The following is a 25,837-nucleotide window of genomic DNA, read 5'->3' as shown; positions in this document are numbered from 1 at the left end:
CCGTCGGAAAAGAATGGAAAAGATGGGAAAAGTATTGATTATCGATGATGAAAAGCAGATCCTGAGCCTGTTGTCCCGCATTATCGGGCTGGAAGGTTACGAGGTGCTTCAGGCGGCAAGCTGCAAGGCGGGGATCAGGCAATCGGAACAGCATAGTCCCGAAGTGATCCTGTGCGACGTCTGCCTGCCGGACGGGAGCGGGGTAGAGCTTGTCTCCGAACTGAAACGCCTATGCCCCCTTTCGGAAGTGATCCTGCTCACGGCACACGGGAACATCCCCGACGGCGTGCAAGCCATCAAGAACGGCGCATTCGACTATATCACCAAAGGCGACGACAATAACAAAATCATTCCCCTGATCGCCAAGGCCATGGAAAAGGCTACCGCAGCCTGCAAGCAACAGAAAGCCGCCACCCCGGTAGTCGGCAAACAATACTCCTTCGATACCATCATCGGGCAATCGCCCGCCATACAGGAAGCCATCGTCCTGGCCCGTAAAGTGGCCGCCACCGATGTCCCCGTCCTGCTGACCGGCGAAACCGGCACGGGCAAGGAGGTCTTCGCCCAATCCATCCACCAGCACAGTTCCCGTAGCGATAAAGCCTTTGTCGCCATCAACTGCTCATCCTTCAGCCGCGACCTGTTGGAAAGCGAGATGTTCGGCCACAAGGCGGGAGCCTTCACCGGCGCCCTGAAAGAGACGAAAGGTTTATTTGAAGAAGCCGACAACGGAACGATCTTCCTCGACGAGATCGGCGAGATGGCGTTCGACCTGCAAGCCAAGCTGCTCCGCATCCTCGAAACCGGCGAATTTATCAAGATCGGCGACACGAAGCCCCTTAAAGTAAATGTGCGCGTGATAGCCGCCACCAACCGCGACTTAGAAAAAGAGATCGCCGACGGCCATTTCCGCGAAGACCTGTTCTACCGCCTTTCCGTTTTTCAGATACACCTGCCGCCGCTTCGTGAACGGACGGGCGACATCCCGTTGCATGTCCGGGCATTTGTCTCCGCCCTCTCCTCCAAGATGGGAAAAGACATCCGGACGATCTCGCCCGATTATATCCGCATCCTGAAGCAGTACCCCTGGAAAGGAAACGTACGCGAACTACGCAACGTCGTGGAGCGCAGCCTGATTATCTCCGACGGCGACACCCTGACGCCCGACACCTTGCCCCTGAACATGCAGTCCCCGCAGACCGCTGCCGACGGAAGCTATTCAGGCTTCGACCTCAGCGGCGTCGAAAAGATGCATATCCAGAAAGTCTTGAAATATACCAACGGTAACAAGACGGAGACATCCCACCTGTTAGGAATCGGCCTGACCACGCTCTACCGGAAGATCGATGAATACGGCCTTTGATCTTCCGCAGTATTCCTTATTCTTATTATAAACAGTTCTTTCCCCTATTCATATGACTAATATGTCAGAAGTATCCCGTTCCCGCGCTTGACGCGGGATCGCACGAGAGTAAACCTCATCAATTAGTTATTTATATGGTCAGTTTTAATGCGATCCCGCGTCAAGCGCGGGAACGGGATATCTATGAAATATCTCGGTAAAATTGCCTGAAAACGCAAAAGCCACTTTTTTGCCCTGATTTCACCTTTTTACAGAAGAGTGGTAATTGAAAAGTCCTACCCATCAAAACCCTTTCTACATCAGGGTTCCAACAGATAGGACATCACAAAGTGGGAAAGGGGGGCTTTCCCTAAAATCCACAAAAATAAAACGTTAAAAATGGTGGGATTAGGAGTTTCATGCGTTGAAAAACAACGGATGAAATGTTAATGTTAAATGACTAATGAAAACGTTCGTTTTTTTTAGTCATTTTTTCCGTTGAAAAATCAAATAGACTTATCTCCTGCTCACAGAGAACAAATATACGCAAAAAACAGTCTGTAAGCACATTTTATTTGCTATAATCCTTGATTATTAAAATATTTACTCTACATTTGCAAATGACTAAAAAAAACGAACGTTTTCGTTAGTCATTTTAGTGTTAACAAACATAAAACAAATAACAGACAAAGGCTCGCAAGGGTCCATCTTAAAAACAAAGAATATGGAAGACACAACAGATGACAGCCCACCCAACCATTCGTAACCTTATCGAAGGGTAAACAGGTAGTCGGTAATCCTTCGATAACCCTATCAATCCGCAAAAGACAAGTCAAAAGCATTTCGATAACCTTACCGAAGTACAAACAACCTGCCGAATACGTATTAATAGTCTTATCGATTGATAAACAGCCTATGCTTAGCGTCTAAAAACAGTATCGAAAGATAATATGACCGGTCTGTGGCGCTATTGTAAGCTTATCGGACTATTTTTTTATGATCCGCCTCTCGATAAACCATAGGCACCGGAAATAAAATATGAATGGATAATAAAATAGGGTATATACATGTCAAAAATACAGTCATTCGGAACAAAAACACGATTAAAGGTTAACGAACTGTTGGCCTTCGGCAGAGAGATAGAAGATGCCATATTAGATAAAGAGGCTGATACGCTTAAAATTGCAGAGCAATTTTCCGAATATCAGAGGAAGCTTAAGGATTTGGACGACGGGATCGTGATCGTCGCCAAAAGTGCCTATACGGCAGAGATGAATAGCGCCGGAACTTACCGGAATAATATTCATATCGGTATCATTGAACATATCCGTACCGATATGCGTCATTTTAAAGTGGAAATAAAAGAGGCGGCTACCCGTTTGCAACCTCTTGTCTCTACCTATACAGGAGCGCAGACCAGAGGGTTTGACGATCAGACGGGATTTGAATACAATTTCTTACAGGAATTAAAATCAGATAAATACAAGGCGGACGTGACATTGCTCGGACTCGACGAATGGGTTGCGGAACTGAGGAAGGCTAACGACCAATGCGCCCTTCTAACCTCGAACCGTTCAAAAGAAAAAGCTGAAAAAGCCGTCAAAAGCAGTACGGTGACCAACCGTCCTATTTTTGAGAAGGTATATGATGCATTGGTCGAATATCTGAATGCTCTTGCTTTAGTTAATGGTGACGATCTTTATAAAGATCTGTTTTCTTGGTGGAATGCCCGCATAGACCATTACCGAGTTGTTATTTCTAACAACTTGGGCGCTGGAAAGGGAGGTCAGACAGGCGGCGGTAACAAACCGTCTCTCCTTCCAGACGGGGGAAGCGGTATAGATCGACCAGGAATATTATAAGAATATATGCAGGCCAAAGTTGTTGATATTATGTCCCTAAGCCATCTCCCGATGGCCACCACCAGTTATGATTATGCTTATATCATACAACTGGCCTGCATTTTTATTCTCTTTATCCTTTTGTTTTTCCTTTATCTTGAAAGGAGAAAGTTCATACATAAAGTGAAGGACCTGAAGAGTATCGAGGAAGCGGTAATCACCCGTTTGCTCGACTCTATGTCTGCCAATTTTGCTTTCGTAGACCTCGACGGAACCATCCGGTATGTGAATCAACGTGTTTTCAAATATCTGGATATCAATAGGAAAGGTTTGGTCGGTAAAAAGGTTACGGATGTACTCTCGATCTTTTATGAGCAGTCGGATATCCTTCCGGATATATTGGAGGAATTAAGACAGGGGAAGGATTATATAGAATTTAAAACAGACACCTATCTAAGCGAGAAAGATCAGGATGCGGTCCAGTTAGTCGGGGGAGCGGCCTTTGGCATACGGGACCGGAACGGACGCTTGTTGTATATCCTGTTTTTCTTCCGGAATATAAACAAGGAAAAGAGGCAGCAGTACACGATGGATATGATTTTGAACCGGACGCATATCTTCCCCTGGACAATCGAGATAAATACCGGCATACTGACGATCGATCCGCGTTATTTCGAATATTTGGGAAGGCCGGTCGAGAATAATACGATTACGACCGAAGACTTTCGGGCGATCATCCATCCCGATGATGTCGATGCGGTGTTTGAATCAATGACCGGACAGTTCAACGGGGCGTCGCTGGATGCTTACGTATCCTACAGGCTTTTGCGTGGCGACGGTACGTGGGAATGGTTTGAGGCCCAGTCCACCTATATGCAGAGCGTATCGGGCTCCCCTTTCCAGCTTATCGGCATTTGTATGAGTACGCAAAAATACAAGGAGACGGAAATCAGGCTACAGGAGGCATTAGAAAAGGCGAAACAAAGCGAAGAGTTGAAAACCGCGTTCTTAGCCAATATGAGCCACGAGATCCGGACGCCGTTGAACGCGATAATGGGCTTTTCCAATCTTCTTACCGACGAGGATGTAAAGTTGGGTACTGACGAAGCGAAAGAGTTCTCCAATATCATCAACCAGAACGGGCAGCATCTGCTGACGTTAGTATCCGATATCCTGGATCTTTCGAGGATCGAATCGAACGAGATGGTGTTCAATATGCAGCGATATTCTTTGAATGCGTTGTTGACGGATATCTATAAGGCGCAATCTCTCCGGATGACGCCGGAGGTCGAGCTGGTCTTGCAGATGCCGGAGTATAACACCTATCTGACGACGGATAGCACAAGGTTGACGCAGGTGGTGAACAACCTGATCAATAATTCCCGTAAATTTACAAAAGAAGGCTTCATCCGGTTTGGCTACCATCTGGAAGACGACGGTAAAAGCGTCTACATCTTCGTGCACGATACGGGATGCGGTATGGAACAGGCAGAGCTCTCCCAAATCTTTAATCGCTTTTACAAGGGAAGCCCGCACGTGCAGGGAACGGGCCTGGGACTCTCTATCTGTAAAACGATTATCGAAAAATTAAATGGAAACATAACAGTTATATCAGAAAAGGGAAGAGGAACAGAGACAATTTTACATTTATTATTGAATCGATGAACTATGTGTCTTTACGTTTTTCGATCACTCAGAGAGCCGCGCCTGTGAAGGTGCGGCTTTTTTCATTTTGGAACGCCGACCTTTTCAAAATGGAAGGGTTTGCATCGTCCCGAAATTTCATACTGAAAGCTTAACTCTTTGATATTCTTCTCTTAACCAAAACTCCCTCCTCTTTGGCACGCCGTTGGCATATAGAACGGCGAGACGATGAATAGTATTAACTCTAAAAGTATTTTGATATGTTGGAAAATGAATTTGTGTCTTTTGGATTCTTGTGCGTGGTGGGGGTGGCCTGCTACTGGTTTTTCTTTAAGTGTGTGGATTGGTTCGAGAAGATTTAGGAAAGGAGGAAGATTATGTTTGCAGCACTGTTTGTACTCTGCTTGGTTATCTTCGGGTATCTGATGTATGTGTTGGTCAGGCCCGAAAAGTTTTAAACAATTAGTTTAGGTGAAAAGATGAATACGGAATTATTAGGTAGCATTATCCAGATCATTTTGATGGTCGTTTTAGCTTATCCGTTAGGTAAGTATATTGCAAAGGTATATAAAGGGGAGAAAACCTGTTTTGATTTTCTGGCCCCGGTAGAAAGATGGATCTTTAAAATCTGCGGGATCGACCCGAAGGAGGAGATGAGTTGGAAAAGTTTCCTGAAGGCGCTCCTGACGGTCAACCTTTTCTGGTTCTTTTGGGGTATCATCCTGCTGTGGACGCAACAGTACCTGCCCTTGAACCCGGATGGCAATGCCGGACAGTCGTCCCATTTGTCATTCAATACATGTATCAGCTTCATGGTGAACTGTAACCTACAACATTATAGCGGAGAAAGCGGGTTGACCTATTTCACGCAATTATTCGTCATTATGCTGTTCCAGTTCATTACGGCCGCTACGGGAATGGCCGCCCTTGCCGGTATTTTCAAGGCGATGGCTGCCAAGACGACGAAGACGATCGGCAACTTCTGGGACTTGCTGATGAAGAGTTGCACCCGCATCCTGTTGCCGATGTCGTTGGTTGTCGGGTTTATCCTGATCCTGCAAGGGACGCCGATGGGATTCGACGGAAAGATGCAGCTTACGACATTGGAGGGTAACGAGCAACAAATCTCGCAAGGTCCTGCCGCCGCCATCATCCCGATCAAGCAGTTGGGGACGAACGGGGGAGGCTACTTCGGCGTAAACTCTTCGCATCCGCTTGAAAACCCCACCTATCTGACCAATATGGTGGAATGCTGGGCGATCCTGATCCTCCCGATGGCGATGGTCTTTGCGTTGGGATTCTATCTGAAAAGGAAGAAGTTGTCTTATACGATTTTCGGTGTCATGCTCTTTGCCTACTTGGTTAGTGTGGGTATTAATACCTATTACGAGATGAACGGCAACCCGAAGATCGCTGAAATGGGGATCAACCAGGCAGCCGGAGCCATGGAAGGCAAGGAAACACGGCTCGGTGCAGCCGCCACAGCCCTGTGGAGTTGTACGACGACAGTTACTTCCAACGGCTCGGTCAACGGGATGCACGACAGCACGATGCCGCTAAGCGGGATGATGGAGATGTTGAACATGCAGATCAATACCTGGTTCGGCGGCGTCGGGGTAGGATTTATGAATTACTATGCTTTTCTGATCATCGCCGTCTTTATCAGCGGTCTGATGGTCGGCCGTACGCCTGAGTTCTTAGGGAAGAAGGTGGAGGCGCGTGAGATGAAGATCGCCACGATCGTGGCGTTAGCTCATCCGTTTGTGATCCTGATCGGTACGGCGGTGGCTTGCTATTATTATGTCTATAATCCGGCCTTCGTGGAGGCGGAGGGAGGTTGGTTGAACAATCCCGGGTTTCATGGGTTGAGCGAGATGCTTTACGAATATACTTCTTCTTCTGCCAATAACGGTTCGGGCTTCGAGGGGCTTGGCGATAATACCTGGTTCTGGAACTTTACGACAGGTCTTGCGCTGATCATCTCGCGCTACCTCCCGATTGTCGGGCAGGTTGCCATTGCAGGTCTGCTGGCGCAGAAGAAGTTTATACCGGAAAGTGCGGGGACATTGAAGACGGACACTGCGACATTTGCCGTGATGACCTTCAGCGTGATCTTTATCGTGGCTGCCCTGTCTTTCTTTCCTGCACTGACCTTAGGGCCGATTGCCGAATATTTTAGCATTTATCTTTAAGTTGAATATCGAGTATTGAAAATTGAAAAGTAATACGATGAAAGAGAATCGATCTGCTTCTTTGTTTCCGAAGGAGCTTGTTATAGAAAGCCTGAAACAGTCGTTCGTCAAGTTGGACCCCCGGACGATGTTCCGCAACCCGATTATGTTTATCGTCGAAGTGGTGACCTTCGTGATGTTGATCGTGACGGTTTGGGCGGCGGCTACAGGCAATACCGCACAGGGGTCAGCCGGGTATAATATAGTTGTTTTCATTGTGCTGTTCCTGACGCTGCTCTTTGCCAACTTTGCCGAAGCGATCGCCGAGGCGCGTGGCAAGGCGCAAGCCGACAGCCTGCGTAAGACCCGCGAGGAGACGCCTGCAAAACGGGTGGAAGCTAACGGGACGATCACGACGGTGAGCAGTTCGCAGTTGAAAAAAGGCGATGTCTTTATCTGCGAGGCAGGCGACACGATCCCTTCCGACGGCGAGATCATCGAGGGGTTGGCTTCGATCGACGAGAGTGCCATTACGGGCGAGTCGGCTCCGGTCATCCGCGAGGCCGGGGGCGACAAGAGCTCTGTGACGGGTGGAACGAAAGTGCTGTCCGACCAGATCCGGGTGATGGTGACGACACAGCCGGGCGAGAGCTTCCTCGACAAGATGATCGCTCTTGTGGAAGGCGCTTCACGGAAAAAGACGCCGAATGAGATAGCTTTGACGATCTTGTTGGCCGGTTTCACGTTGGTGTTTGTGGTTGTATGCGGTACGTTGAAGCCGCTTGCCGACTATTCGGGAACTCAAATCACCATTGCGGCCTTCATCTCCCTGTTTGTTTGTCTGATCCCGACTACCATCGGTGGGCTGCTGTCCGCGATCGGTATTGCCGGTATGGACCGTGCCTTGCGGGCCAACGTAATAACCAAATCCGGCAAGGCTGTAGAGACAGCCGGCGACATAGACACCCTGTTGCTCGATAAGACCGGTACGATCACGATCGGCAACCGTAAAGCGACACAGTTCTATCCGGTAGCCGGGGTCGACGAACATTCTTTCGTACAGGCTTGCCTGATGGCTTCCCTGTCGGACGAGACGCCCGAAGGCAAATCGATCGTCGAACTGGGGCGCGAGCGTGGCATCCGCATCCGCGATCTGAGCACTTCGGGTGCCCGGATGATCAGATTCACCGCCGAGACGAAGTGTTCGGGTGTCGATCTGAAAGACGGGACCCGTATCCGCAAAGGCGCTTTCGATGCCATCCGCCGGATGAGCGAGGCTGCCGGAAACAAGTACCCGGAGGAGGTGGCCGGACTGGTCGGGAAGATATCCGGCAACGGCGGGACTCCGTTAGTGGTTTCGCAAGACGATTTCATCATCGGTGTGATCGAGTTGCAGGATATTATCAAACCGGGCATCCAGGAGCGTTTCGAACGGTTGCGCAAGATGGGTGTCAAGACGGTGATGGTGACGGGTGATAACCCTTTGACAGCTAAATATATCGCCGAAAAGGCCGGTGTGGACGATTTTATCGCTGAAGCCAAGCCGGAGGATAAGATGAATTACATCAAGAAAGAACAGGAAGCCGGCAAACTGGTGGCTATGATGGGCGACGGGACGAACGACGCCCCGGCACTGGCGCAGGCAAACGTCGGGGTAGCCATGAACAGCGGCACGCAGGCGGCTAAGGAAGCCGGCAATATGGTGGACCTGGACAACGACCCGACGAAGTTGATCGAGATTGTGGAGATCGGCAAGCAGTTGCTGATGACGCGCGGTACGCTGACGACCTTCAGCATCGCAAACGATGTGGCGAAATATTTCGCAATCGTTCCGGCCCTGTTCATGGTGGCGATCCCGCAATTGGCGGCTCTGAACGTCATGCGTTTGCATAGTCCGGAAAGTGCGATCCTGAGTGCGGTGATTTTTAATGCCGTTATTATCCCGATCCTGATTCCGTTGGCTTTGCGGGGGGTGGCTTATAAGCCTATCGGGGCTTCGGCCTTACTGCGCCGTAACTTATTGATCTATGGGGTGGGCGGCGTGATTGCTCCGTTTATCGGAATCAAGTTGATCGACATGGTGGTCTCTCTTTTTTTCTAAGTATAAATATCTCTTGACACTGCGCGCCGCCTGGCGGATGTTTCTGCGTGATCCGGAAAGGTTGCCGGGTGGTAGCGGGTGTTTCGCAATTAAGAACGTAAAGAAAATCAAATCATATGATATCGAATCTGTTTAAATCATTCAAGCTGACGATTGCATTTTGCATCCTCTTCAGTGTCAGTTATATCTTCATCCTGTGGCTTTTTGCGCAGGTAGCCGGCCCGAATAAGGGCAATGCCGATGTGGTCGAGCTGAACGGCCGTATAGTAGGCGCTGCCAACGTGGGGCAGCAATTCACAAAGGATATTTATTTCTGGGGACGCCCGTCGCATGCGGGTGACGGCTACGACGCTTCCAGCTCGGCGGGCAGCAACAAAGGGCCGTCCAACGAAGAGTATCTGGCGGACATACAGGCACGTATCGACACCTTCCTCGTACATCATCCTTACCTGAAACGCGAACAGGTTCCTGCCGAAATGGTCACCGCCAGCGGTTCCGGTCTCGATCCGGATATTTCCCCGAAAGCGGCCTATGCGCAGGTACAACGGGTGGCCGGTGCACGCGGTATCTCTCCGGAAAAGGTGATGGCCATTGTCAACGCGAATGTCGAAGGCCCGCTGTTGGGACTGTTCGGCCCGGAGAAAGTCAATGTCTTGAAGTTGAACGTGGCTTTGGAGAAGTTGGAAACAAGTAATCAACAAACCAAATAAGAATAAAATATGAACGCAATAATCAAAAAGGCATTAGCCGCAGTAATAACAGTTTCTTTCTGCTCCTTCGGGATGGTAAAAGCGCAGGATGACGAAAGCGGAGCGACATTCAACGTCCAGGGCGACCTGGTCAGCTCCTATATCTGGCGTGGTATGTACCAGACGGGTGCCAGCTTCCAGCCGGCATTTTCCTTCGGCATCGCCGGCTTTTCGCTGACAGCCTGGGGATCGACCGACTTCGACGGGTATCAGGCTTCGGAAGGACTTGCCAACAAGGAAATCGACCTGACGGCCGCCTATACGTTCGGCAATTCCGGCCTGACCTTGTCTGTCGCCGATCTCTGGTGGGCCGGACAGGGGGCCAATAAGTACTTTAACTTTAAGAGCCATGAGACGGCACATCACTTCGAGGCAGGCCTGGCTTACACACTTCCCGTAGAGAAGTTCCCGCTGTCGGTGGCCTGGTACACGATGTTTGCCGGACAGGACAAGGATGCGGAGGGCGGTCAGAACTATTCTTCTTACGTCGAGCTGAACTATCCGTTCTCTGTGAAACGTGTCGATCTGAACGTCACCTGCGGGTTGGTCCCTTACAAGGCACCCCAGTATTATACCAACGGCTTTGCCGTTACGAACGTGGCATTGAAAGGAACGACCGCGATAAAGGTTACGGATTCGTTTTCTTTACCTATTTTTGCACAGGCCATCTGGAATCCCCGGTTGGAAGATGCGCACCTGGTCTTCGGCTTTACATTGAAACCGTAAACAGTAATTCAGGCAAATGAACAGAGAAGAGAGCGTACAACACTTTTTGGATTTGCTGAAAAAGTCCCGTCGCGGTAACTTCAAAATCTACATCGGCATGATTGCCGGTGTAGGTAAGTCGTACAGGATGCTGTCGGAGGCGCACGAGTTGCTTCGCAGCGGGATAGATGTGCAGGTCGGCTATATCGAGACGCATGGCCGGACCGAGACAGAGGCGTTGGTTAAGGGGCTTCCCCTTATCCCGCGCCGAAAGTCGTTTTACAAAGGCAAGGAGGTCGAAGAGATGGATCTGGACGCTATCCTGAACATCCGCCCCGAAGTGGTGATCGTCGACGAGCTGGCCCATACCAACGTGGAGGGCAGCAAGAACGAAAAGCGCTGGCAGGATGTGATGGACATCCTGGAGGCGGGGATCAGCGTGATTACCGCCGTCAACATCCAGCACCTCGAAGGGTTGAACGAAGAAGTACAGGATATCGCCGGCATCGAGGTGAAAGAACGCATCCCCGACAGTGTGCTGGAGCAGGCGGACGAGGTGGTGAACATCGACCTTACCGCCGACGAGTTGGTGGCACGCCTGAAAGCTGGTAAGATTTACAAGCCGGAGAAGGTGCAGACGGCGCTGAACAATTTCTTTAAGTCCGAAAACATCCTGCAACTCCGCGAACTGGCTTTGAAGGAGGTGGCTTTGAGGGTGGAAAAGAAGGTTGAAAACTCTGTCCCTGTCAATACGGGCGTCCGTCATGAAAGATTCCTCGCCTGCATCAGCAGTCACGAGAAGACGCCTCGGAAGGTGATCCGTAAGGCTGCACGCTTGGCTACGCGGTATAATTCGAAGTTTTTTGTCCTGTATGTCCAGACTCCGCGTGAAAGTATAGACAGGATACCATTAGCTAACCAGCGGTACCTTTCGAACCATTTCAGGTTGGCTACCGAGCTGGGCGGTGAAGTGATCCAGATCCAATCGGAGAACATCCCGGAAAGTATCGTGCAGGTGTGCAGGGAGAAACAGATTACGACGGTGTGCGTGGGAAAACCTTCGTTTGGTCTTCGTTCCGTACTGGTGTCGCTCTTCCGGTACAGGACCTTGTTAAATAGTTTGTCGCAGTTGAATATTGACCTGATAATAATAGCATAGTGTATGGATAAGTTCTTTAGTCTGAAAATAAAAACGAAACTGACCTCCGGTATCGGTTTGTTGTTTACGTTGATTGTCCTGCTTGGCGGCGTGGCGGTCAAGAACATTACGGATATGTCTGCCGACACGCAGAACATCCTGGCGGATAATTATAATTCGCTTCTTTATTCCCGCCGGATGCTGGATGCCCTCGAACGGATTAAGACGGACCCGACAGCACGTACGGAGTTCGAAAAGAACCTCGAACTGCAAAAGAAGAATATCACGGAGGTCGACGAGAATGTGGCGACGACGCACCTGGTCACACAGTATGAGGCGATGCACCGTAGCCAGAACGACACGACTATCCGGCGTGTCAGGACAGCCCTCAATGACATCATGACCCTGAATATGGCGACGATCTACAGGAAAAGCCAGGTTGCCGGGCATACGGCGGACCAGGCATTACTCTGGATATGTATCATTGCGATGGCTTGTATCCTGATCGCTTTTGCATTCCTGATCCGCCTGCCCCGTTCTATCACGACGCCGATCCGCAAACTGACCGACGGTATAATGGAGATCGCAAACCATAATTACGAAAAGAGGCTCGACTTAGGCGATAATCAGGAGTTCGCCGGAGTTGCCGCCTCCTTCAACCGGATGGCTGAACGGCTGACGGAATACAGGAAAAGCACGTTAGCTGATATCATCCAGGCAAAAAAGTACATCGAAGCGATTGTCAACAGTATCACCGAACCGATCATAGGGCTCGACCGCGACCGTTCCATCCTCTTCGCGAATGACGAAGCACTCACCATCCTGAATTTGAAACGGGAAAACGTGATGGGAAAGTCCGCAGCCGAGCTGGCGTTAAAAAATGACTTGCTCCGCCGTCTGGTTCGCGAACTGATCCAGCCCGACGAGAAGAAGGAGCCTCTGAAGATCTATGCCGACAATAAAGAAAGCTATTTCCAGGCAAAATACATCCCGATCCATGTGACGGACAGTGACGGACACGAAACCGAGTATGCCGGCGATGTCATCCTCTTGAAGAATATCACCGAGTTTAAAGAGTTGGACTCTGCGAAAACCACCTTTATCTCCACCATCTCCCACGAGCTGAAAACTCCTATCTCGGCCATCTTAATGAGCCTGAAACTACTTGAAGACAAACGGGTAGGAGACATGAACAACGAACAGAAAGCGCTTGCCGAAAGCATTAAGGAAAGCAGCGACCGCCTGCTTGAAATCACCGGCGAACTCCTCAAAATGACGCAGGTGGAAACGGGCAAGCTGCAACTGAATCCGAAGATCACGAAGCCGATCGAACTGATCGATTACGCTATCAAGGCGAACCGGGTACAGGCGGAGCGTTTCAATTGCCATATCGAGGTGGAATATCCGGAAAAGATCTCCAAACTCTTTGTCGATAGCGAGAAGATAGCCTGGGTGTTGACAAACCTCCTTTCCAACGCCATCCATTACACGCCGGAGAATGGCCGTATCATTATCGGTGCACGCCAGGCAGATAAGACGGTGGAAATATTCGTCCGGGACTTCGGCAAAGGCATCGATCCCCGTTACCATCAAAGTATCTTCGACCGTTACTTCCGTGTCCCCGGCACAAAAGTACAAGGGAGCGGCCTCGGCCTTGCCATCAGCAAAGACTTCATCGAAGCACACGGCGGCACGATCCGCGTGGAGAGTGAGGTGGGCAAGGGGAGTACGTTTATCATCACCTTTAATGTATAAGAGGATTATTTAACGATCCAGCTTTCGATATTTCGTATTGCAGCGCTGAAGTTCACGCCGATTTTAAATAATTGGCGTGTATCGTTTGCAAATGGCAATGCGTAGCCCTTTTCCTCAATCTGGAGCAAGGCTTCTTCGGCGGATCCTTGTAGCTTAAATTCCATTACATAAATATACCGGTCCGTTTGCAAGACGAGATCGATACGTCCTTGTGATGTATGATATTCGGCCTTAACATAGAAGCCGACCAGTTTAAAGACGATGAAAAGGACATTCTGGTAATGTAGTTCCAGATCCCGTATCAGTTCGTAAGGCGTATCTGCAAAGAAACTTTGCAGACGACGGAAGAATGCGTCGACTTCTCCGCCGCGGATTTCCTGTACGAAACGTTGTATCTCGAATGCCGAATCGACGGCATTAACAGATGTATAGAATGGCAGCAGGTAATTGATGAAACCTTCCTCTACCTCTTTGTTCGGGAAGCCTAACTTGTATATGCCAAATTCCTTATCATATCCTTTGATTGTCAGGTAGCCGCTTTGATAAATGACCGGTATAGGGCTTAAAGAGTTCGCGTCGATACTGTTCAGTACGGCTGAACTGGTTTGCTCATGCGCCATCTCGTACAAATTATAATGGCTTTTTTTCAACAAGGCGACCAGATAGGAAGGCGTGCCGGTTTCAAACCAGTAGCTGCCTAATTTCATCTTTGCAAAAGTACTCAATAAACTGAACGGGTTGTATATCCCTTCCGAGTCTTCGACGAAGTGATATCCGTCATAGCGCTCTTTCAATTCCTTACAAACCTGTTCTTTGCTGATTTTTAATCTATCTGCGAGTTCATTTAGCTCTTCATCGAAGTTCGTATGGATTTCCTTTTCCGTGATGCCGCAAATATCGATATAGCGATCGTCCATCGAGATATCCATCAAATTATTCAGATCGCTGAATACACTGACTTTACCGAACTTGGTTACGCCTGTGAGCAGGGCAAACTTGATACAGCCGTCTTTCGATTTCATCACGCCATAGAAAGGCTTCAACGCGTTGCGGAACTTCTCCTGCAATTCCTGATCGGTGATTGCCTGAAGCAAGGGTTTGTCATACTCGTCGATCAATATGGCGACGCGTTGTCCGGTCTTCTCATAAGCCCGTTCTATCACACCTGCAAAACGCAAGGCCAGGCTTCTCTCTGCCGGGTCTGCCCCGTATAGTTTCTCCCAGGCTACCAGGCTGCGGTTCAGCATATCTTCCAAATCGCTTTCCTTATCATATTTCGCAATGTTCAAATCGATATGAAACACCGGGCGTTGTATCCATTCTTTCTCGAGATCTGCAATTGCAAGTCCGTCGAATAATTCCTTCTTCCCCTGGAAATATGCTTCCAGGGTGGAGATCAGCAGGCTTTTACCGAACCGGCGGGGACGACTCAGGAAATAATAGCGGCCGGTTGTCGCTAAATTATAAATTAACTTTGTTTTATCGATATAGATATAGTTATCTTGTCGAAGGCTTTCAAAGTTCTGTATGCCGATAGGATAAAGCTTTGCCATATTCTTTTGCTTTAAATTGATTACTACACAAAGTTAGTAAAAATGGTGTAATAACATAATAATCTGAGAATGTAATAACCTGCGAATGTATAATTAGAAACGGAACAATTGTATCATCAGCAACCCCAGTGCCACCGACACCCCGGTGGCAATCAGTCCCGGCATCATGAACGAATGGTTGAGGATGTATTTACCGATGTGGGTTGTTCCGGTACGGTCGAAGTTGATGGCGGCTACGACTGTCGGGTAGTTCGGGATGAAGAAGTAACCGTTTACAGCCGGGAAAAGCGCGATAAGCATATACGGGGAGATGCCGAGGGCGATTCCTAACGGTAGTAACGCACGGATAGTCGCAGCCTGGCTGAACAGCAGGATGGACATCACGAACAGGGCCAGGCCGAACAGCCAGGGCATTTCCGTTACGATATGTTCGATCGAACCTTTCAGTTCGGCCATATTCCCGCCGATGAACGTGTCGCCCATCCAGGCGATACCGAAGATGGCAACTACCGCTTGCATACCGGCGGAGAAGACAGAACCTTGTACGGCCTTTATCCCGTCCGTCCGGGTGATGAGCAGGATCAGGGCGGCGGCCGAAAGCATCAGTATCTCGATGATATGCGCCATCTGCATCTGCCGGGTTGCCCCGTCGGCCAACGCGAACACGGGACGCAATGAATCCATCGAACCGAAGAGGACGATCCCGATGGTCGCCGTAATGAAGATTACCACCGACAGGAGGGCGGCACGATGGTTCTCGACGCCTTTCGCCACATATTTGTCATTCGTAAATTCTCCGTTGGCGACGCGGCGCAGGTATTCCGGGTCGTCTGTCAGTTCCTTTCCGACGCGGAGGGAATAGAATGCGCCTGCCAGAACACCGACCAGTGTACAGGGAACGGAAATCATCAGAATGTTCATCAATGAAATATTATATCCCGCTAACATACTGAGCAGAGCCACCGTTGCCGCCGATATCGGACTGGCGGTAATGGCCTGTTGGGAAGCGATAACGGCAATCCCTAACGGGCGTTCGGGACGAATCTTTGTCTCTGTTGCGACTTCTGCGATCACGGGAAGGACGGAATAGGCCACGTGCCCCGTTCCGGCAATGAAAGTGAAGACATATGTAACTAACGGGCTCAATATCGTGATCTTGGAAGGATTCCTGCGCAACAGCTTTTCCGCCCACTTCACCATCAGGTCCAGACCGCCGGCTGCCTGCATACAACTGGCTGCCGCAATAACCGCAACGATCATCAGCATTACGTCGATGGGTGGGGAAGTCGGTTCCAATCCGAATACGAAAGTAAGGACCGCTAATCCCAGACCGCCCAATACACCTAATCCGATACCTCCGAGGCGGGCTCCTATTATAATTGTAATTAAAACGAATAGTAATTGTAACAACATGGCTGTAAAATGCAGATTTAGTTTGTAAAGGTCGCAAATTTAGTTATTTTTGTCCTGCTAAGTACTACAAAAACACTAAATACAAATGAAAAGAATCTATTTCGCAGCTTTAGTAGGGTTGTTCGGGTGTGTGTCGGCAATGACGGCGCAGGTCCGTAATGAGTTCTTGTTGGAGAAAAACTGGAAGTTCACCCGCGAGGATAACAATGAGTTTATAAAGCCTGCTTTCGACGACAGTAAGTGGCAGTCTGTGACTGTCCCGCACGACTGGGCCATCTACGGCCCTTTCAGTTCCCAGAACGATAAGCAGGAGGTGGCGATCTCGCAAGACGGACAGAAGGAAGCGATGGAGCATGCCGGACGTACCGGCGGTCTTCCCTTCGTCGGTGTGGGCTGGTACCGCACCGAGTTCGAGGTTCCGCAGTTCCAGGCAGGCAAGCGGGCGACGATCCTGTTCGACGGCGCGATGAGCCATGCCAATGTTTACATCAACGGGCAGAAGGTCGGCTACTGGCCGTATGGTTATAACTCGTTCCATTTCGATATCACGAAATATCTGAAAGCCGGACAGAAGAATACGTTAGCCGTCCGTTTAGAGAACCTGCCGGAGTCTTCCCGCTGGTATCCCGGCGCTGGACTCTATCGCAATGTCCATGTGATCGTGACGGACGACGCCTATATTCCGGTTTGGGGAACTTACGTGACGACTCCCTCGGTAAACGAGAAATTTGCCAAAGTAAACATCCGTACCAAAGTAGTGCTTCCCGAAGGGGCCGATCCTGCTAAATACAGCGTGGAGACCAGCGTCTGGAATCCGAATAAGCAGAAGCTGACGGCTGTCCGCACCTCTCTTGAACAGATGAAATACAACAACGACCAGGCGGAGCAGGAATTTATCATCCAGAGCCCGTCTTTATGGTCACCGGATATGCCGGCTTTGTATTCGGCTGAAACCCGCCTCTATGAAGGTGATCAGCTGAAAGATATCTACACCACTCCGTTCGGTATCCGTTCGATCGAGATTATTCCCGACAAAGGTTTCTTCCTGAATGGCGTGAAGACTGTCTTTAAAGGTGTCTGCAACCATCATGACTTAGGTCCGTTAGGCGCAGCTGTCAACGATGCAGCCATCCGCCGCCAGGTGCGTATCCTGAAAGACATGGGCTGCAATGCGATCCGTACCTCCCATAATATGCCCGCTCCGGAACTGATCCGGGCCTGTGATGAAATGGGTATGATGATTATGGCGGAGAGCTTTGACGAATGGAATGTGGCGAAATGTAAGAACGGCTACAACCTGCTGTTCGACGAATGGGTGGAGAAAGACCTGATAAACCTGGTTCATCACTACCGGAATAACCCGAGCGTGGTGATGTGGTGCATCGGCAACGAAGTTCCCAATCAGTGGAACGAAGGAGATTGCAAGATCGCCAAAAGATTACAGGATATCTGCCACCGCGAAGACCCGACTCGTCCGGTAACGCAAGGGATGGATGCCCCGGATGCCGTGGTGAACAATAACTTTGCCGCCGTCATGGATGTGGCAGGCTTCAACTATCGTCCGTTCAGATATAAGGTCAACTACAAGAAGTTGCCGCAGCGGATCATCTTAGGCAGTGAAACAGCTTCGACAGTCAGTTCCCGCGGCGTGTACAAATTCCCGGTGGAACGTAAGGCAATGGCGAAATACGACGATCACCAGAGTTCCGGTTACGACGTGGAACACTGCGGTTGGTCCAATTTGCCGGAAGACGACTTTATCCAGCACGAAGACCTGCCGTATTGCATCGGCGAGTTTGTGTGGACCGGTTTCGACTATCTGGGTGAACCGACCCCGTACTATACGGATTGGCCAAGCCATAGCTCCCTGTTCGGCATCATCGACCTGGCCGGTATTCCAAAGGACCGTTACTACCTCTACCGCAGCCATTGGAACAAGGTGGAACGTACGTTGCACATCCTGCCTCACTGGACATGGCCCGGACGTGAAGGAGAAGTGACGCCCGTCTTCGTCTATACCAATTATCCCACCGCCGAACTCTTTATCAACGGTAAGAGCCAGGGCAAACGCACGAAAGACCTGAGCGTGGAACTGGATAGCAGCTATACGGAAGCCGCCCAGAAGAGTTTTGAACGCCAGAAGCGCTACCGCCTGATGTGGATGGATACCAAATATGAACCGGGAACGCTGAAAGTGGTTGCTTATGACAAGGACGGCAATGCCGTTGCCGAAGAAGAGGTGCATACGGCAGGCAAGCCTCACCATATCGAATTGACAGCCGACCGCAACCGCCTGACGGCCGATGGCAAGGATCTTTCCTTCATCAATGTCCGTGTTGTCGACAAGAACGGCAATCTTTGTCCGGATGCCACCCATAAGGTGAAGTTCAACGTGCGCGGCGCCGGCACCTATCGTGCGGCAGCCAACGGTGATGCTGCTTCCCTTGAATCCTTCCAGGCTCCGCAAATGTCTCTGTTCAAAGGACAGCTGACTGCCATTGTGCAGACAGAAGAGCAGCCGGGCGTCATTATGTTCGAGGCTTCGGCTCCGGGTGTGAAGAGTGCGAAGATAGAACTGATCAGCGAATAATAAATGAAGATTTATCGGTTCAGTTATGATTCACGTTTCATGCCCATGGAAATCGGATTGCATGGGCATGAAATTCCGAATGGATGGGCATGGATACTTTTTCAATATCCAGGGGCTTATTGTATAAAACGCATTTTTTAGGCCCTAAAAGAGCCCCTAATTTAAACAAATGTTAATCCTCTTTTTAACCGCCAAAAAGGGGAAAAAGCCCTTTTCCAGGGAGTCTATTGCCGGGAAGTCAACCTTTATTTCATTTTCCCGGAACTTTATCGCCCTGAAGACGGTCGCCGTACCCTATGAAGACGGTCGCCATTCCAATGAACACGGTCATTATCGCGATGAAGACGGTCGTCATGGCGACAAGGCCCTGAAACTTCCTTTGCATATTTGGAACGCCCTCCGTCTTCGTTTTGCTACAGGCGATTCTCCGGGAGTTAAGCTTTATCACTTTGCCGGTGTTTCCGGTTTCCGGCTATCAAATTGTACCCTTTCCTGAATGGGCTGCGCACCTCATCTCCTCTGTTGTCAGGCGAACAGGTTAAAACCATGAAAAAAGTCACTTCAAAATCGATCAACTTTTCGGACGAAATAGAAAAACATCCCGGGAAGGGGGTTATTGTCAGTTTTAACATATTTGAAATATAAAAAAGCCATCTTATTTATGAAATATAACCCTTTCTGTTTGTAACAATATTCCCGAATACATCAAACTCCACTGTGACCGCCTGTCCGTTGTGGACCACATTGAACTTATAGAAGGCACCGTTGGCGTCTACATACATATAGATGGACTCCACGGTGTCATTCCTATATTCGGAAGTCCTGAATGCGTTCATGATAACGGATGGGACTTCCTGCTTAGAGAGTTTCCAGGTTGTGCTTTCCCATGTGTATATCTGGGTTAGTTTGACAATCTTCAATATGGTCTTGTCCAATACGGCCAGTTGTACACCGAAAGTCGTGTTTTCGATATCTAACAGTTCTGCGCCTTGAAATGTCTGTTCCATCAGGTTGGCGACCTTTTCCGGGATGGTGACCGGCTGGTCGGCATCGTCTTTATCGGCTGTGGCTTTGATCAGGTCGCCGTATGCCGTGTAATACAGCGCTGTGTCCTGTTGTCCTTTTTCCACTTCTACTTTGTAGACGGTTCCCATGCCGGCCCGGCCGATCGTATCGGCTTCCTCTATTTTCCAGCCGGCGTATTTCCCTTGCCGGATATCTGCCGTGATGGGGGCGGGCAACTGGTTGAGCGGTAGCTCCGTCTTGATCATCGCCCATACGCCTAAGTGATTGAACCAGGCGGTGTTGTCAAGGGCATTGTTTTTGAATTCGATCACGTAATAATCGTCGTTGACGGTCCATTCCGTGTCGCGAGCATCCGGATATTTGGCATCGAAAGCTTTCAGAATGGTTTCGGGCGGCTCGATGCCGCCGGGTATGTCATGGTCGTGCCTGTCACAGCCGGTAAAGAGCAGGGTGAGACTTGTGAAGAGTGCAAAGATTGAAATTTTAGCGTTCATAATTTATCATTTTAAGTTGTTAGGGGATAAACAAGGGGAAGTAGGGAAAAGTTCTCTCAAAACCGAACACACTGTCCGATATTGAACACTTATTCAGGGAGGATATTTCCACTAAATCAGTTGCTTAGGTTTTTGGCACGGAGTTTGCCCTGTAGATGCCAACCGGACAGTAATGCCGGTAAACGTGAATTAAAACAATACAAAATATGGACAGAGAGATATCAAAAGAAGTACAGAAGAAAGAACAACGCAAGCAGTTTCTCAAAATAGGAGCAGTCGCCGGTGGTCTTATCGTCCTGGTTGTGGTGGTGATCTCCATGCTTCAGACGAGTCTGAAACGGAAGGATCTGAACATTTCGACAGTCGACAAGGGCGTGATCGAAGTATCGGTCAGCGCTTCCGGTAAAGTGATTCCGGCGTTTGAAGAGATTATCAACTCGCCGATCAACTCGCGTATCGTGGAAGTCTACAAGCGTGGCGGTGACTCGGTGGATGTCGGCACGCCTATCCTGAAACTGGATTTGCAGAGCGCCGAAACAGAGTATAAAAAGCAACTGGATGAGGAACAGATGAAGAGCCTGCAACTGCAACAACAGCGTGTGGTGAACCATAACAAGTTGTCGGAAATGGAAATGAACCTGAAAGTCTCCCGCATGGAACTGGACCGTAAGGCCGTGGAACTCCGGAACGAGCGCTATTTAGACAGCCTCGGAGCCGGCACGACCGACAAGGTCCGCCAAGTGGAACTCGATTATAACGTGAGCCTTCTTAAACTAAAAGAAGATGAACAGAAGTACACGAACGAACAGGCCCTGACTGAAGCAGACTTGAAAGTAAAGGAGTTGGAACTGAATATCTTCCGCAAAAGTCTTGCCGAAACCAAGCGGACCCTGGACGATGCCCAGATCCGTTCGCCCCGCAAAGCGATCCTGACATATGTAAATAACGAGATCGGTTCGCAGATCGGGCAGGGGGCGAAGGTGGCAATCGTTTCCGACTTGTCCCATTTCAAGATCGAAGGCGAGATTGCCGATACCTACGGTGACCGCATTGCCGCCGGCAGTAAAGCGGTCATTAAGATCGGCAGCGACAAGCTGGACGGTACGGTGAGCGACGTCACGCCACTCTCGAAAAACGGGGTGATCTCTTTCACCGTACAGTTGGATGAGGACAACCACAAGCGCTTGCGCTCCGGTTTGAAGACAGATGTCTACGTGATGAACGCTGTGAAAGATGATGTGCTCCGCATTGCCAATTCCTCCTATTATGTAGGGAAAGGGGAATACGAACTCTTTGTCGTCAACGGCGATCAGCTGCTCAAACGCAAGGTACAGTTGGGCGACAGCAACTTTGAATACGTGGAAGTGGTCAGCGGCCTGCAGGAAGGCGACCAGGTCGTAGTTTCCGATATGAATGCTTATAAAGACAAGAACAAACTGAAATTAGAATAACATGATTAAGCAATACGTTAAACAAGCCGTTCAGATGCTGAAAGAGAACCGTCTAATCAGCATCATATCCATAGCCGGTACGGCGATCTCCATTGCCATGATTATGGTGGTAGTGCTGGTGTTCCAGATACAATTCGCAAGCTTTTATCCGGAGAATGACCGCGACAGGATGATGTATGTGGACAGCGGTACGGAAGTTCGGTCGAACGACGGCTGGAACCGCGGTAATATGTCGCCCGAAGCCGTAAAGGAATGCTTCTATTCCCTGAAATTACCTGAAGCTGTCTCCGGATATGCTTCACAGGCGAAACCGCTTTCCATACCGGGCAAACGGATGTATAAGGCCTATGATATCAAATATACAGACCCCGGTTTCTGGAAGATATTCTCTTTCCGCTTCGTGGCAGGCAAACCTTTTACGCAGGCCGATTTTGATTCGGCCATTCCGCAGGCAGTGGTGTCGACAAGTATCGCGAAGCATCTGTATGGGACGACCGATGTCGTCGGGAAACCTGTTATCATCGATTTGGCTACTTATACGATTTGCGGCGTGGTGGAAGACGTCAGCCGGGCGGCCGATACGGCCTATGGAAACGTGTGGGTTCCCTATACATCCGATCATATCCTGATGTCGAATGTCTATTCGGAGAATATGTCCGGATGGTTTTCCGTATGCTTGTTGGCAAAGGATAGCCATGATTTCGACGCTCTCCGCCAGGAATTGCTCGGACAGACGGCCCGCTACAATGCAACAAAGAAAGATGCACAGATCAACTTCTTCGAGAACCCGATCACCCGTTTTGATGTTGCGATCGGTTCTATCGGGCAACGTAAAGTGAAACTGAAAGACTATCTGATGGAGACAGGCGGCTTGCTGTTGTTTTTGTTGCTCGTCCCCGCCTTGAACCTGTTGGGTGTAACGCAGTCTTCCGTACAGAAACGGCGTTCGGAGATGGGGGTGCGCAAGGCGTTCGGAGCGACCTTCGGGGTACTTGTCCGCCAGGTGTTGTATGAGAACTGCGTCATAACCCTTTTGGGAGGTGCTTTAGGGCTGGCTTTGTCGTTGTCGTTCCTGCCGCTTTGTAAAGACTTCCTGTTGAAGGACAGCGGAACGTTGTTGAGCGGTGACATGATCTTCCAGCCTGCTATTTTCTTACTGGCTCTGTTGTTCAGCCTGCTGATCAATTTGCTTTCGGCCGGTATTCCGGCTGTACAGGTCGCCCGGCAACAGATTGTGACCTCTCTGAAAGATGGAGAAGATAATAGATAAACCATTAATACGATAAGACGATGATTAAGCATATACTGAAAATAATATGGAACCAGCGCAGAAGCAATGTCTGGATCTTTATGGAGTTGCTGTTGGTCGTAGCCATTTTTTGGGTTATGATGGATTCCCTGTTTGTGGATGTTAGTACCTACAAAGCTCCGTTAGGTTTCGATATCACAAATGTATATAAGGTAAACCTCGGGAAGATAAGCCCGGATGTTCCCGGTTACGTTCCGGACGAACTCCACCAGACATCCGACGGGGAAGATTTGATACGTCTGGTTGATAACCTGCGTCAGAACCCCAAGGTGGAAGAGGCCAGTCTTGCTTATGCTGCCTGTCCTTATTCCTGGAATACTTCTTGGAGTTCTCTGATCCAGGCGGAGGCTGATACGACGCAAAAGGCCAATACATTCCAGCGTTTAACGGTGCAGCCTTCCTATTATGATGTCTTTCGGTTTACGGACCAGGAGGGACATCCCTTGCGTCCGATTGTAGAGCAGCATACGGGTGAGCTTGTTATTACTGCTGATATGGAGAAAGACTTTTGGAACGGACAGGCAGGTGCCGGCAGGCAAGTGAAAGTGGGCAGTACTTCCAATGAATCGATAACTGTAGCTGCCGTTTCCACTCCGATCCGGCGGACAGAATATGATAAGAGCGAACCTTGCTTCTATCTCCTGTGGCGCAGCGACAAGGATGTCATTGATGCCGCTGACTGGGCACAGGCCCAGAACATGGAATGCTTCATCCGGATGAAAGACGGTTTCCGTGCGGAAGATATGGAGGCTTTTTTGCAACAGATGAGCGACCGCCTGACCGTGAATAACCTCTATGTCTCCAGCGTAAAGTCACTGCAGGAAATGCGGACCTCTTTCCTGAAACCCCGTACGGACAACCTGACGAAGAAGTCCGTTCTCATCGGTTTCATGCTGGTCAACGTCTTCTTCGGCATCGTCGGAACCTTCTGGCTCCGCACGCAATACCGCCGGGGCGAACTTGGTCTGCGTGCCGCTCTTGGAGCTTCCCGGAGCAAACTGAAGCAGTTTATGAATGTGGAAGGTCTCTGTCTGCTGTCCTTCACCGTGCCATTGGTCCTGATCTTTATTTTCAATATGCTCTACTTCGATATGCCGGACACCTATCGTCAGCCTTATTCCTTGTGGCGTTTCCTGGTTACCTTTGGCGGTACCTGCCTGCTGCTGGCCGGCATGATCTGGGTCGGCATCTGGTTCCCGGCACAGAAGATCGCGAAGATGGATCCGGCAGAATCATTACATTACGAATAAAACACGACGAACATGTTCAAACAATATCTCAAACAAGCCCTTCAGATGCTGAAGGAGAACCGCCTCACCAGCGTGATCTCGATTTTAGGAACGGCTCTCTCTATCGCAATGATACTGGTGGTTGTGCTTCAGTTCCAAATCCGGCTGGTAGGCTTCCGGCCGGAGTCGAACCGTGACAGGATGCTTTATATCCTCGGCATACGGGCTGATTCTCAAACCGATCCGAACAACCGTAATTCCACAGCCATGTCGGACGGTGTAGTGAAGGAATGTCTTTATCCCCTTCAGACACCCGAGTCTGTGACTGCTATGGCAAAAGACAGGTCGATCGTTTCCCTGCCGAACCGGCGGTTGTTCGAAGAGTATGTGATCTGCTATACCGATCCCGGATTCTGGAAAGTCTTCGACTTCCACTTCCTCGCCGGCAAGCCCTTTACGGAGGCTGATTTCAGTTCGGGCTTGCCCCGTGCCGTGATCACGAATACGCTGGCCCGCAAACTGTTCGGCTCGGAGGAACCTGTCGGGAAAGAGATCGAGATGGGATATGTTTCTTATACGGTTACAGGCGTGGTGAAAGAGCCTTCGCGGGCGGCTGGTAGTGCTTATTCCGATGTCTGGGTGCCTTATACCAGTAATACCAATTACGTGAATAATCAGTCGTGCGGAGACGTTTGTGGCAACTTCCAGGCTGTGATCCTGGCGCATAGCTCCGGCGACTTCGATGCTATCCGTGCGGAGATCAAGCAGGCGGTCGCCCGCTATAACGCTGCCGGACGTGACTTTGTGCTGGGGATCAACTACGTTTTCTCCCGTGTGGATGTGGCGTTGGGCTCGAACGACATGAATGGAGGCATACAAGTCGGCTGGCTGGAATACTTGACCCAGAAGGTGCCCTTACTGCTCTTCCTCCTGCTGGTACCGACGTTGAACCTGACAGGTGTCATCCAGTCGTCTGTCCAGAAACGCCGTTCCGAGATGGGGCTTCGCAAAGCTTTTGGGGCGACGAAAGAGCGTCTGCTGACGCAGGTGTTGTGTGAAAACCTGATTACGACGATGATAGGAGGGATCATCGGGATCATCCTCTCCGTCGTGCTCCTTCATCTTTGCAAGTCGTTCTTGCTGTCCAGAGAGATGGTGATTACGTTCGAGATGCTGTTCAAACCCGCTCTCTTTGCCGCTGCCCTCTTTTTCTCCCTGTTGCTGAACCTGCTGAGTGCCGGTCTGCCGGCAATCCGCATTGCCAGGGAGCAAATAGTGGATGCCCTAAAAGACAATGATAATTCATAATTCACAATTTATAATTCA

Annotated in this window: 19 protein-coding genes; 16 read left to right on the top strand and 3 right to left on the bottom strand. The window is 49.8% G+C overall.

The genetic code is table 11. The features are described from left to right. Positions 1-22 precede the first annotated feature (22 nt). From DWW90_RS07870 to DWW90_RS07825, 10 genes are all read left to right on the top strand, one after another. The gene (locus tag DWW90_RS07870; RefSeq protein ID WP_122344615.1) at positions 23-1,363 is read left to right on the top strand and encodes a sigma-54 dependent transcriptional regulator; all 1,341 of its coding nucleotides are present in this window, start codon (positions 23-25) and stop codon (positions 1,361-1,363) included. Positions 1,364-2,409: 1,046 nt separating this feature from the next. Continuing rightward, positions 2,410-3,204, top strand: a complete 795-nt coding sequence (locus DWW90_RS07865; RefSeq protein ID WP_122344580.1) for a DUF6261 family protein — start codon at positions 2,410-2,412, stop codon at positions 3,202-3,204. 30 nt (positions 3,205-3,234) lie between these two features. Further along, positions 3,235-4,848 (top strand): PAS domain-containing sensor histidine kinase, encoded by a 1,614-nt coding sequence (locus DWW90_RS07860; RefSeq protein ID WP_158582828.1) that lies wholly within the window; start codon positions 3,235-3,237, stop codon positions 4,846-4,848. A gap of 356 nt (positions 4,849-5,204) precedes the next feature. Next, a complete protein-coding gene (locus tag DWW90_RS21015; RefSeq protein WP_115498138.1) occupies positions 5,205-5,285 on the top strand; it encodes a potassium-transporting ATPase subunit F in 81 nt (26 codons plus the stop codon). Positions 5,286-5,306: 21 nt separating this feature from the next. After that, positions 5,307-7,019 (top strand): potassium-transporting ATPase subunit KdpA, encoded by a 1,713-nt coding sequence (gene kdpA / locus DWW90_RS07850; protein ID WP_122344578.1) that lies wholly within the window; start codon positions 5,307-5,309, stop codon positions 7,017-7,019. A gap of 37 nt (positions 7,020-7,056) precedes the next feature. After that, entirely contained in the window at positions 7,057-9,099 is a 2,043-nt protein-coding gene (gene kdpB / locus DWW90_RS07845; RefSeq protein ID WP_122344614.1) for a potassium-transporting ATPase subunit KdpB, read from the top strand. A gap of 116 nt (positions 9,100-9,215) precedes the next feature. Continuing rightward, entirely contained in the window at positions 9,216-9,809 is a 594-nt protein-coding gene (locus DWW90_RS07840) for a K(+)-transporting ATPase subunit C (RefSeq protein ID WP_122344577.1), read from the top strand. 72 nt (positions 9,810-9,881) lie between these two features. After that, a complete protein-coding gene (locus tag DWW90_RS07835; protein WP_233547679.1) occupies positions 9,882-10,574 on the top strand; it encodes a TorF family putative porin in 693 nt (230 codons plus the stop codon). A gap of 16 nt (positions 10,575-10,590) precedes the next feature. Next, complete coding sequence (locus DWW90_RS07830) at positions 10,591-11,712, top strand: sensor protein KdpD (RefSeq protein WP_122344575.1); 1,122 nt, start codon at positions 10,591-10,593, stop codon at positions 11,710-11,712. 3 nt (positions 11,713-11,715) lie between these two features. Further along, entirely contained in the window at positions 11,716-13,446 is a 1,731-nt protein-coding gene (locus tag DWW90_RS07825) for an ATP-binding protein (RefSeq protein WP_122344574.1), read from the top strand. Positions 13,447-13,451: 5 nt separating this feature from the next. On the opposite strand, the gene DWW90_RS07820 is transcribed toward DWW90_RS07825, so the two are convergent. Both DWW90_RS07820 and DWW90_RS07815 read right to left on the bottom strand, forming a co-directional pair. Next, a complete protein-coding gene (locus DWW90_RS07820; protein ID WP_122344573.1) occupies positions 13,452-14,999 on the bottom strand; it encodes an ATP-binding protein in 1,548 nt (515 codons plus the stop codon). A 93-nt stretch (positions 15,000-15,092) separates the two neighbouring features. Next, on the bottom strand, positions 15,093-16,427 hold the full coding sequence (locus tag DWW90_RS07815) for an anaerobic C4-dicarboxylate transporter (protein ID WP_353890095.1): 1,335 nt from the start codon (positions 16,425-16,427) through the stop codon (positions 15,093-15,095). A 70-nt stretch (positions 16,428-16,497) separates the two neighbouring features. Between DWW90_RS07815 and galB the strand changes: the two genes are divergently transcribed. Beyond that, positions 16,498-19,002, top strand: coding sequence for a beta-galactosidase GalB (gene galB, locus DWW90_RS07810; RefSeq protein ID WP_122344571.1), 2,505 nt, complete (start codon positions 16,498-16,500; stop codon positions 19,000-19,002). Between the two features lie 169 nt (positions 19,003-19,171). Then, positions 19,172-19,498 carry a hypothetical protein gene (locus tag DWW90_RS07805; RefSeq protein WP_115498147.1) on the top strand — a complete coding sequence of 109 codons (327 nt, stop codon included), beginning with the start codon at positions 19,172-19,174 and terminating at the stop codon, positions 19,496-19,498. A gap of 163 nt (positions 19,499-19,661) precedes the next feature. Here the strand turns inward: DWW90_RS07805 and DWW90_RS07800 are convergent, their stop codons facing one another. Then, entirely contained in the window at positions 19,662-20,522 is an 861-nt protein-coding gene (locus tag DWW90_RS07800) for a PepSY-like domain-containing protein (protein WP_122344570.1), read from the bottom strand. 206 nt (positions 20,523-20,728) lie between these two features. On the opposite strand from DWW90_RS07800, the gene DWW90_RS07795 reads away from it, so the two are divergent. From DWW90_RS07795 to DWW90_RS07780, 4 genes are read left to right on the top strand one after another with little or no spacing between them, the layout of a single operon-like run. Continuing rightward, positions 20,729-21,973, top strand: a complete 1,245-nt coding sequence (locus DWW90_RS07795) for an efflux RND transporter periplasmic adaptor subunit (protein ID WP_115498149.1) — start codon at positions 20,729-20,731, stop codon at positions 21,971-21,973. 1 nt (position 21,974) lies between these two features. Then, a complete protein-coding gene (locus DWW90_RS07790) occupies positions 21,975-23,243 on the top strand; it encodes an ABC transporter permease (protein WP_122344569.1) in 1,269 nt (422 codons plus the stop codon). Positions 23,244-23,263: 20 nt separating this feature from the next. Continuing rightward, positions 23,264-24,532: an ABC transporter permease gene (locus DWW90_RS07785; RefSeq protein ID WP_122344568.1), complete on the top strand. Its 1,269-nt coding sequence runs from the start codon at positions 23,264-23,266 to the stop codon at positions 24,530-24,532. Positions 24,533-24,544: 12 nt separating this feature from the next. Further along, positions 24,545-25,819 carry an ABC transporter permease gene (locus tag DWW90_RS07780; protein ID WP_122344567.1) on the top strand — a complete coding sequence of 425 codons (1,275 nt, stop codon included), beginning with the start codon at positions 24,545-24,547 and terminating at the stop codon, positions 25,817-25,819. Positions 25,820-25,837 lie beyond the last annotated feature (18 nt).

It is taken from the genome of Parabacteroides sp. AF17-28 (genome assembly GCF_003479205.1).
Lineage (GTDB): Bacteria > Bacteroidota > Bacteroidia > Bacteroidales > Tannerellaceae > Parabacteroides > Parabacteroides acidifaciens.
This window is presented reverse-complemented; position numbering and strand designations above follow the sequence as displayed.

Bases quoted from the DNA above. Each gene is read 5' to 3' on its own strand.
- DWW90_RS07870 (WP_122344615.1), top strand. From the start codon at position 23: ATGGGAAAAGTATTGATTATCGATGATGAAAAGCAGATCCTGAGCCTG.
- DWW90_RS07865 (WP_122344580.1), top strand. From the start codon at position 2,410: ATGTCAAAAATACAGTCATTCGGAACAAAAACACGATTAAAGGTTAAC.
- DWW90_RS07860 (WP_158582828.1), top strand. From the start codon at position 3,235: ATGTCCCTAAGCCATCTCCCGATGGCCACCACCAGTTATGATTATGCT.
- DWW90_RS21015 (WP_115498138.1), top strand. From the start codon at position 5,205: ATGTTTGCAGCACTGTTTGTACTCTGCTTGGTTATCTTCGGGTATCTG.
- kdpA (WP_122344578.1), top strand. From the start codon at position 5,307: ATGAATACGGAATTATTAGGTAGCATTATCCAGATCATTTTGATGGTC.
- kdpB (WP_122344614.1), top strand. From the start codon at position 7,057: ATGAAAGAGAATCGATCTGCTTCTTTGTTTCCGAAGGAGCTTGTTATA.
- DWW90_RS07840 (WP_122344577.1), top strand. From the start codon at position 9,216: ATGATATCGAATCTGTTTAAATCATTCAAGCTGACGATTGCATTTTGC.
- DWW90_RS07835 (WP_233547679.1), top strand. From the start codon at position 9,882: ATGGTAAAAGCGCAGGATGACGAAAGCGGAGCGACATTCAACGTCCAG.
- DWW90_RS07830 (WP_122344575.1), top strand. From the start codon at position 10,591: ATGAACAGAGAAGAGAGCGTACAACACTTTTTGGATTTGCTGAAAAAG.
- DWW90_RS07825 (WP_122344574.1), top strand. From the start codon at position 11,716: ATGGATAAGTTCTTTAGTCTGAAAATAAAAACGAAACTGACCTCCGGT.
- DWW90_RS07820 (WP_122344573.1), bottom strand. From the start codon at position 14,999: ATGGCAAAGCTTTATCCTATCGGCATACAGAACTTTGAAAGCCTTCGA.
- galB (WP_122344571.1), top strand. From the start codon at position 16,498: ATGAAAAGAATCTATTTCGCAGCTTTAGTAGGGTTGTTCGGGTGTGTG.
- DWW90_RS07805 (WP_115498147.1), top strand. From the start codon at position 19,172: ATGTTAATCCTCTTTTTAACCGCCAAAAAGGGGAAAAAGCCCTTTTCC.
- DWW90_RS07800 (WP_122344570.1), bottom strand. From the start codon at position 20,522: ATGAACGCTAAAATTTCAATCTTTGCACTCTTCACAAGTCTCACCCTG.
- DWW90_RS07795 (WP_115498149.1), top strand. From the start codon at position 20,729: ATGGACAGAGAGATATCAAAAGAAGTACAGAAGAAAGAACAACGCAAG.
- DWW90_RS07790 (WP_122344569.1), top strand. From the start codon at position 21,975: ATGATTAAGCAATACGTTAAACAAGCCGTTCAGATGCTGAAAGAGAAC.
- DWW90_RS07785 (WP_122344568.1), top strand. From the start codon at position 23,264: ATGATTAAGCATATACTGAAAATAATATGGAACCAGCGCAGAAGCAAT.
- DWW90_RS07780 (WP_122344567.1), top strand. From the start codon at position 24,545: ATGTTCAAACAATATCTCAAACAAGCCCTTCAGATGCTGAAGGAGAAC.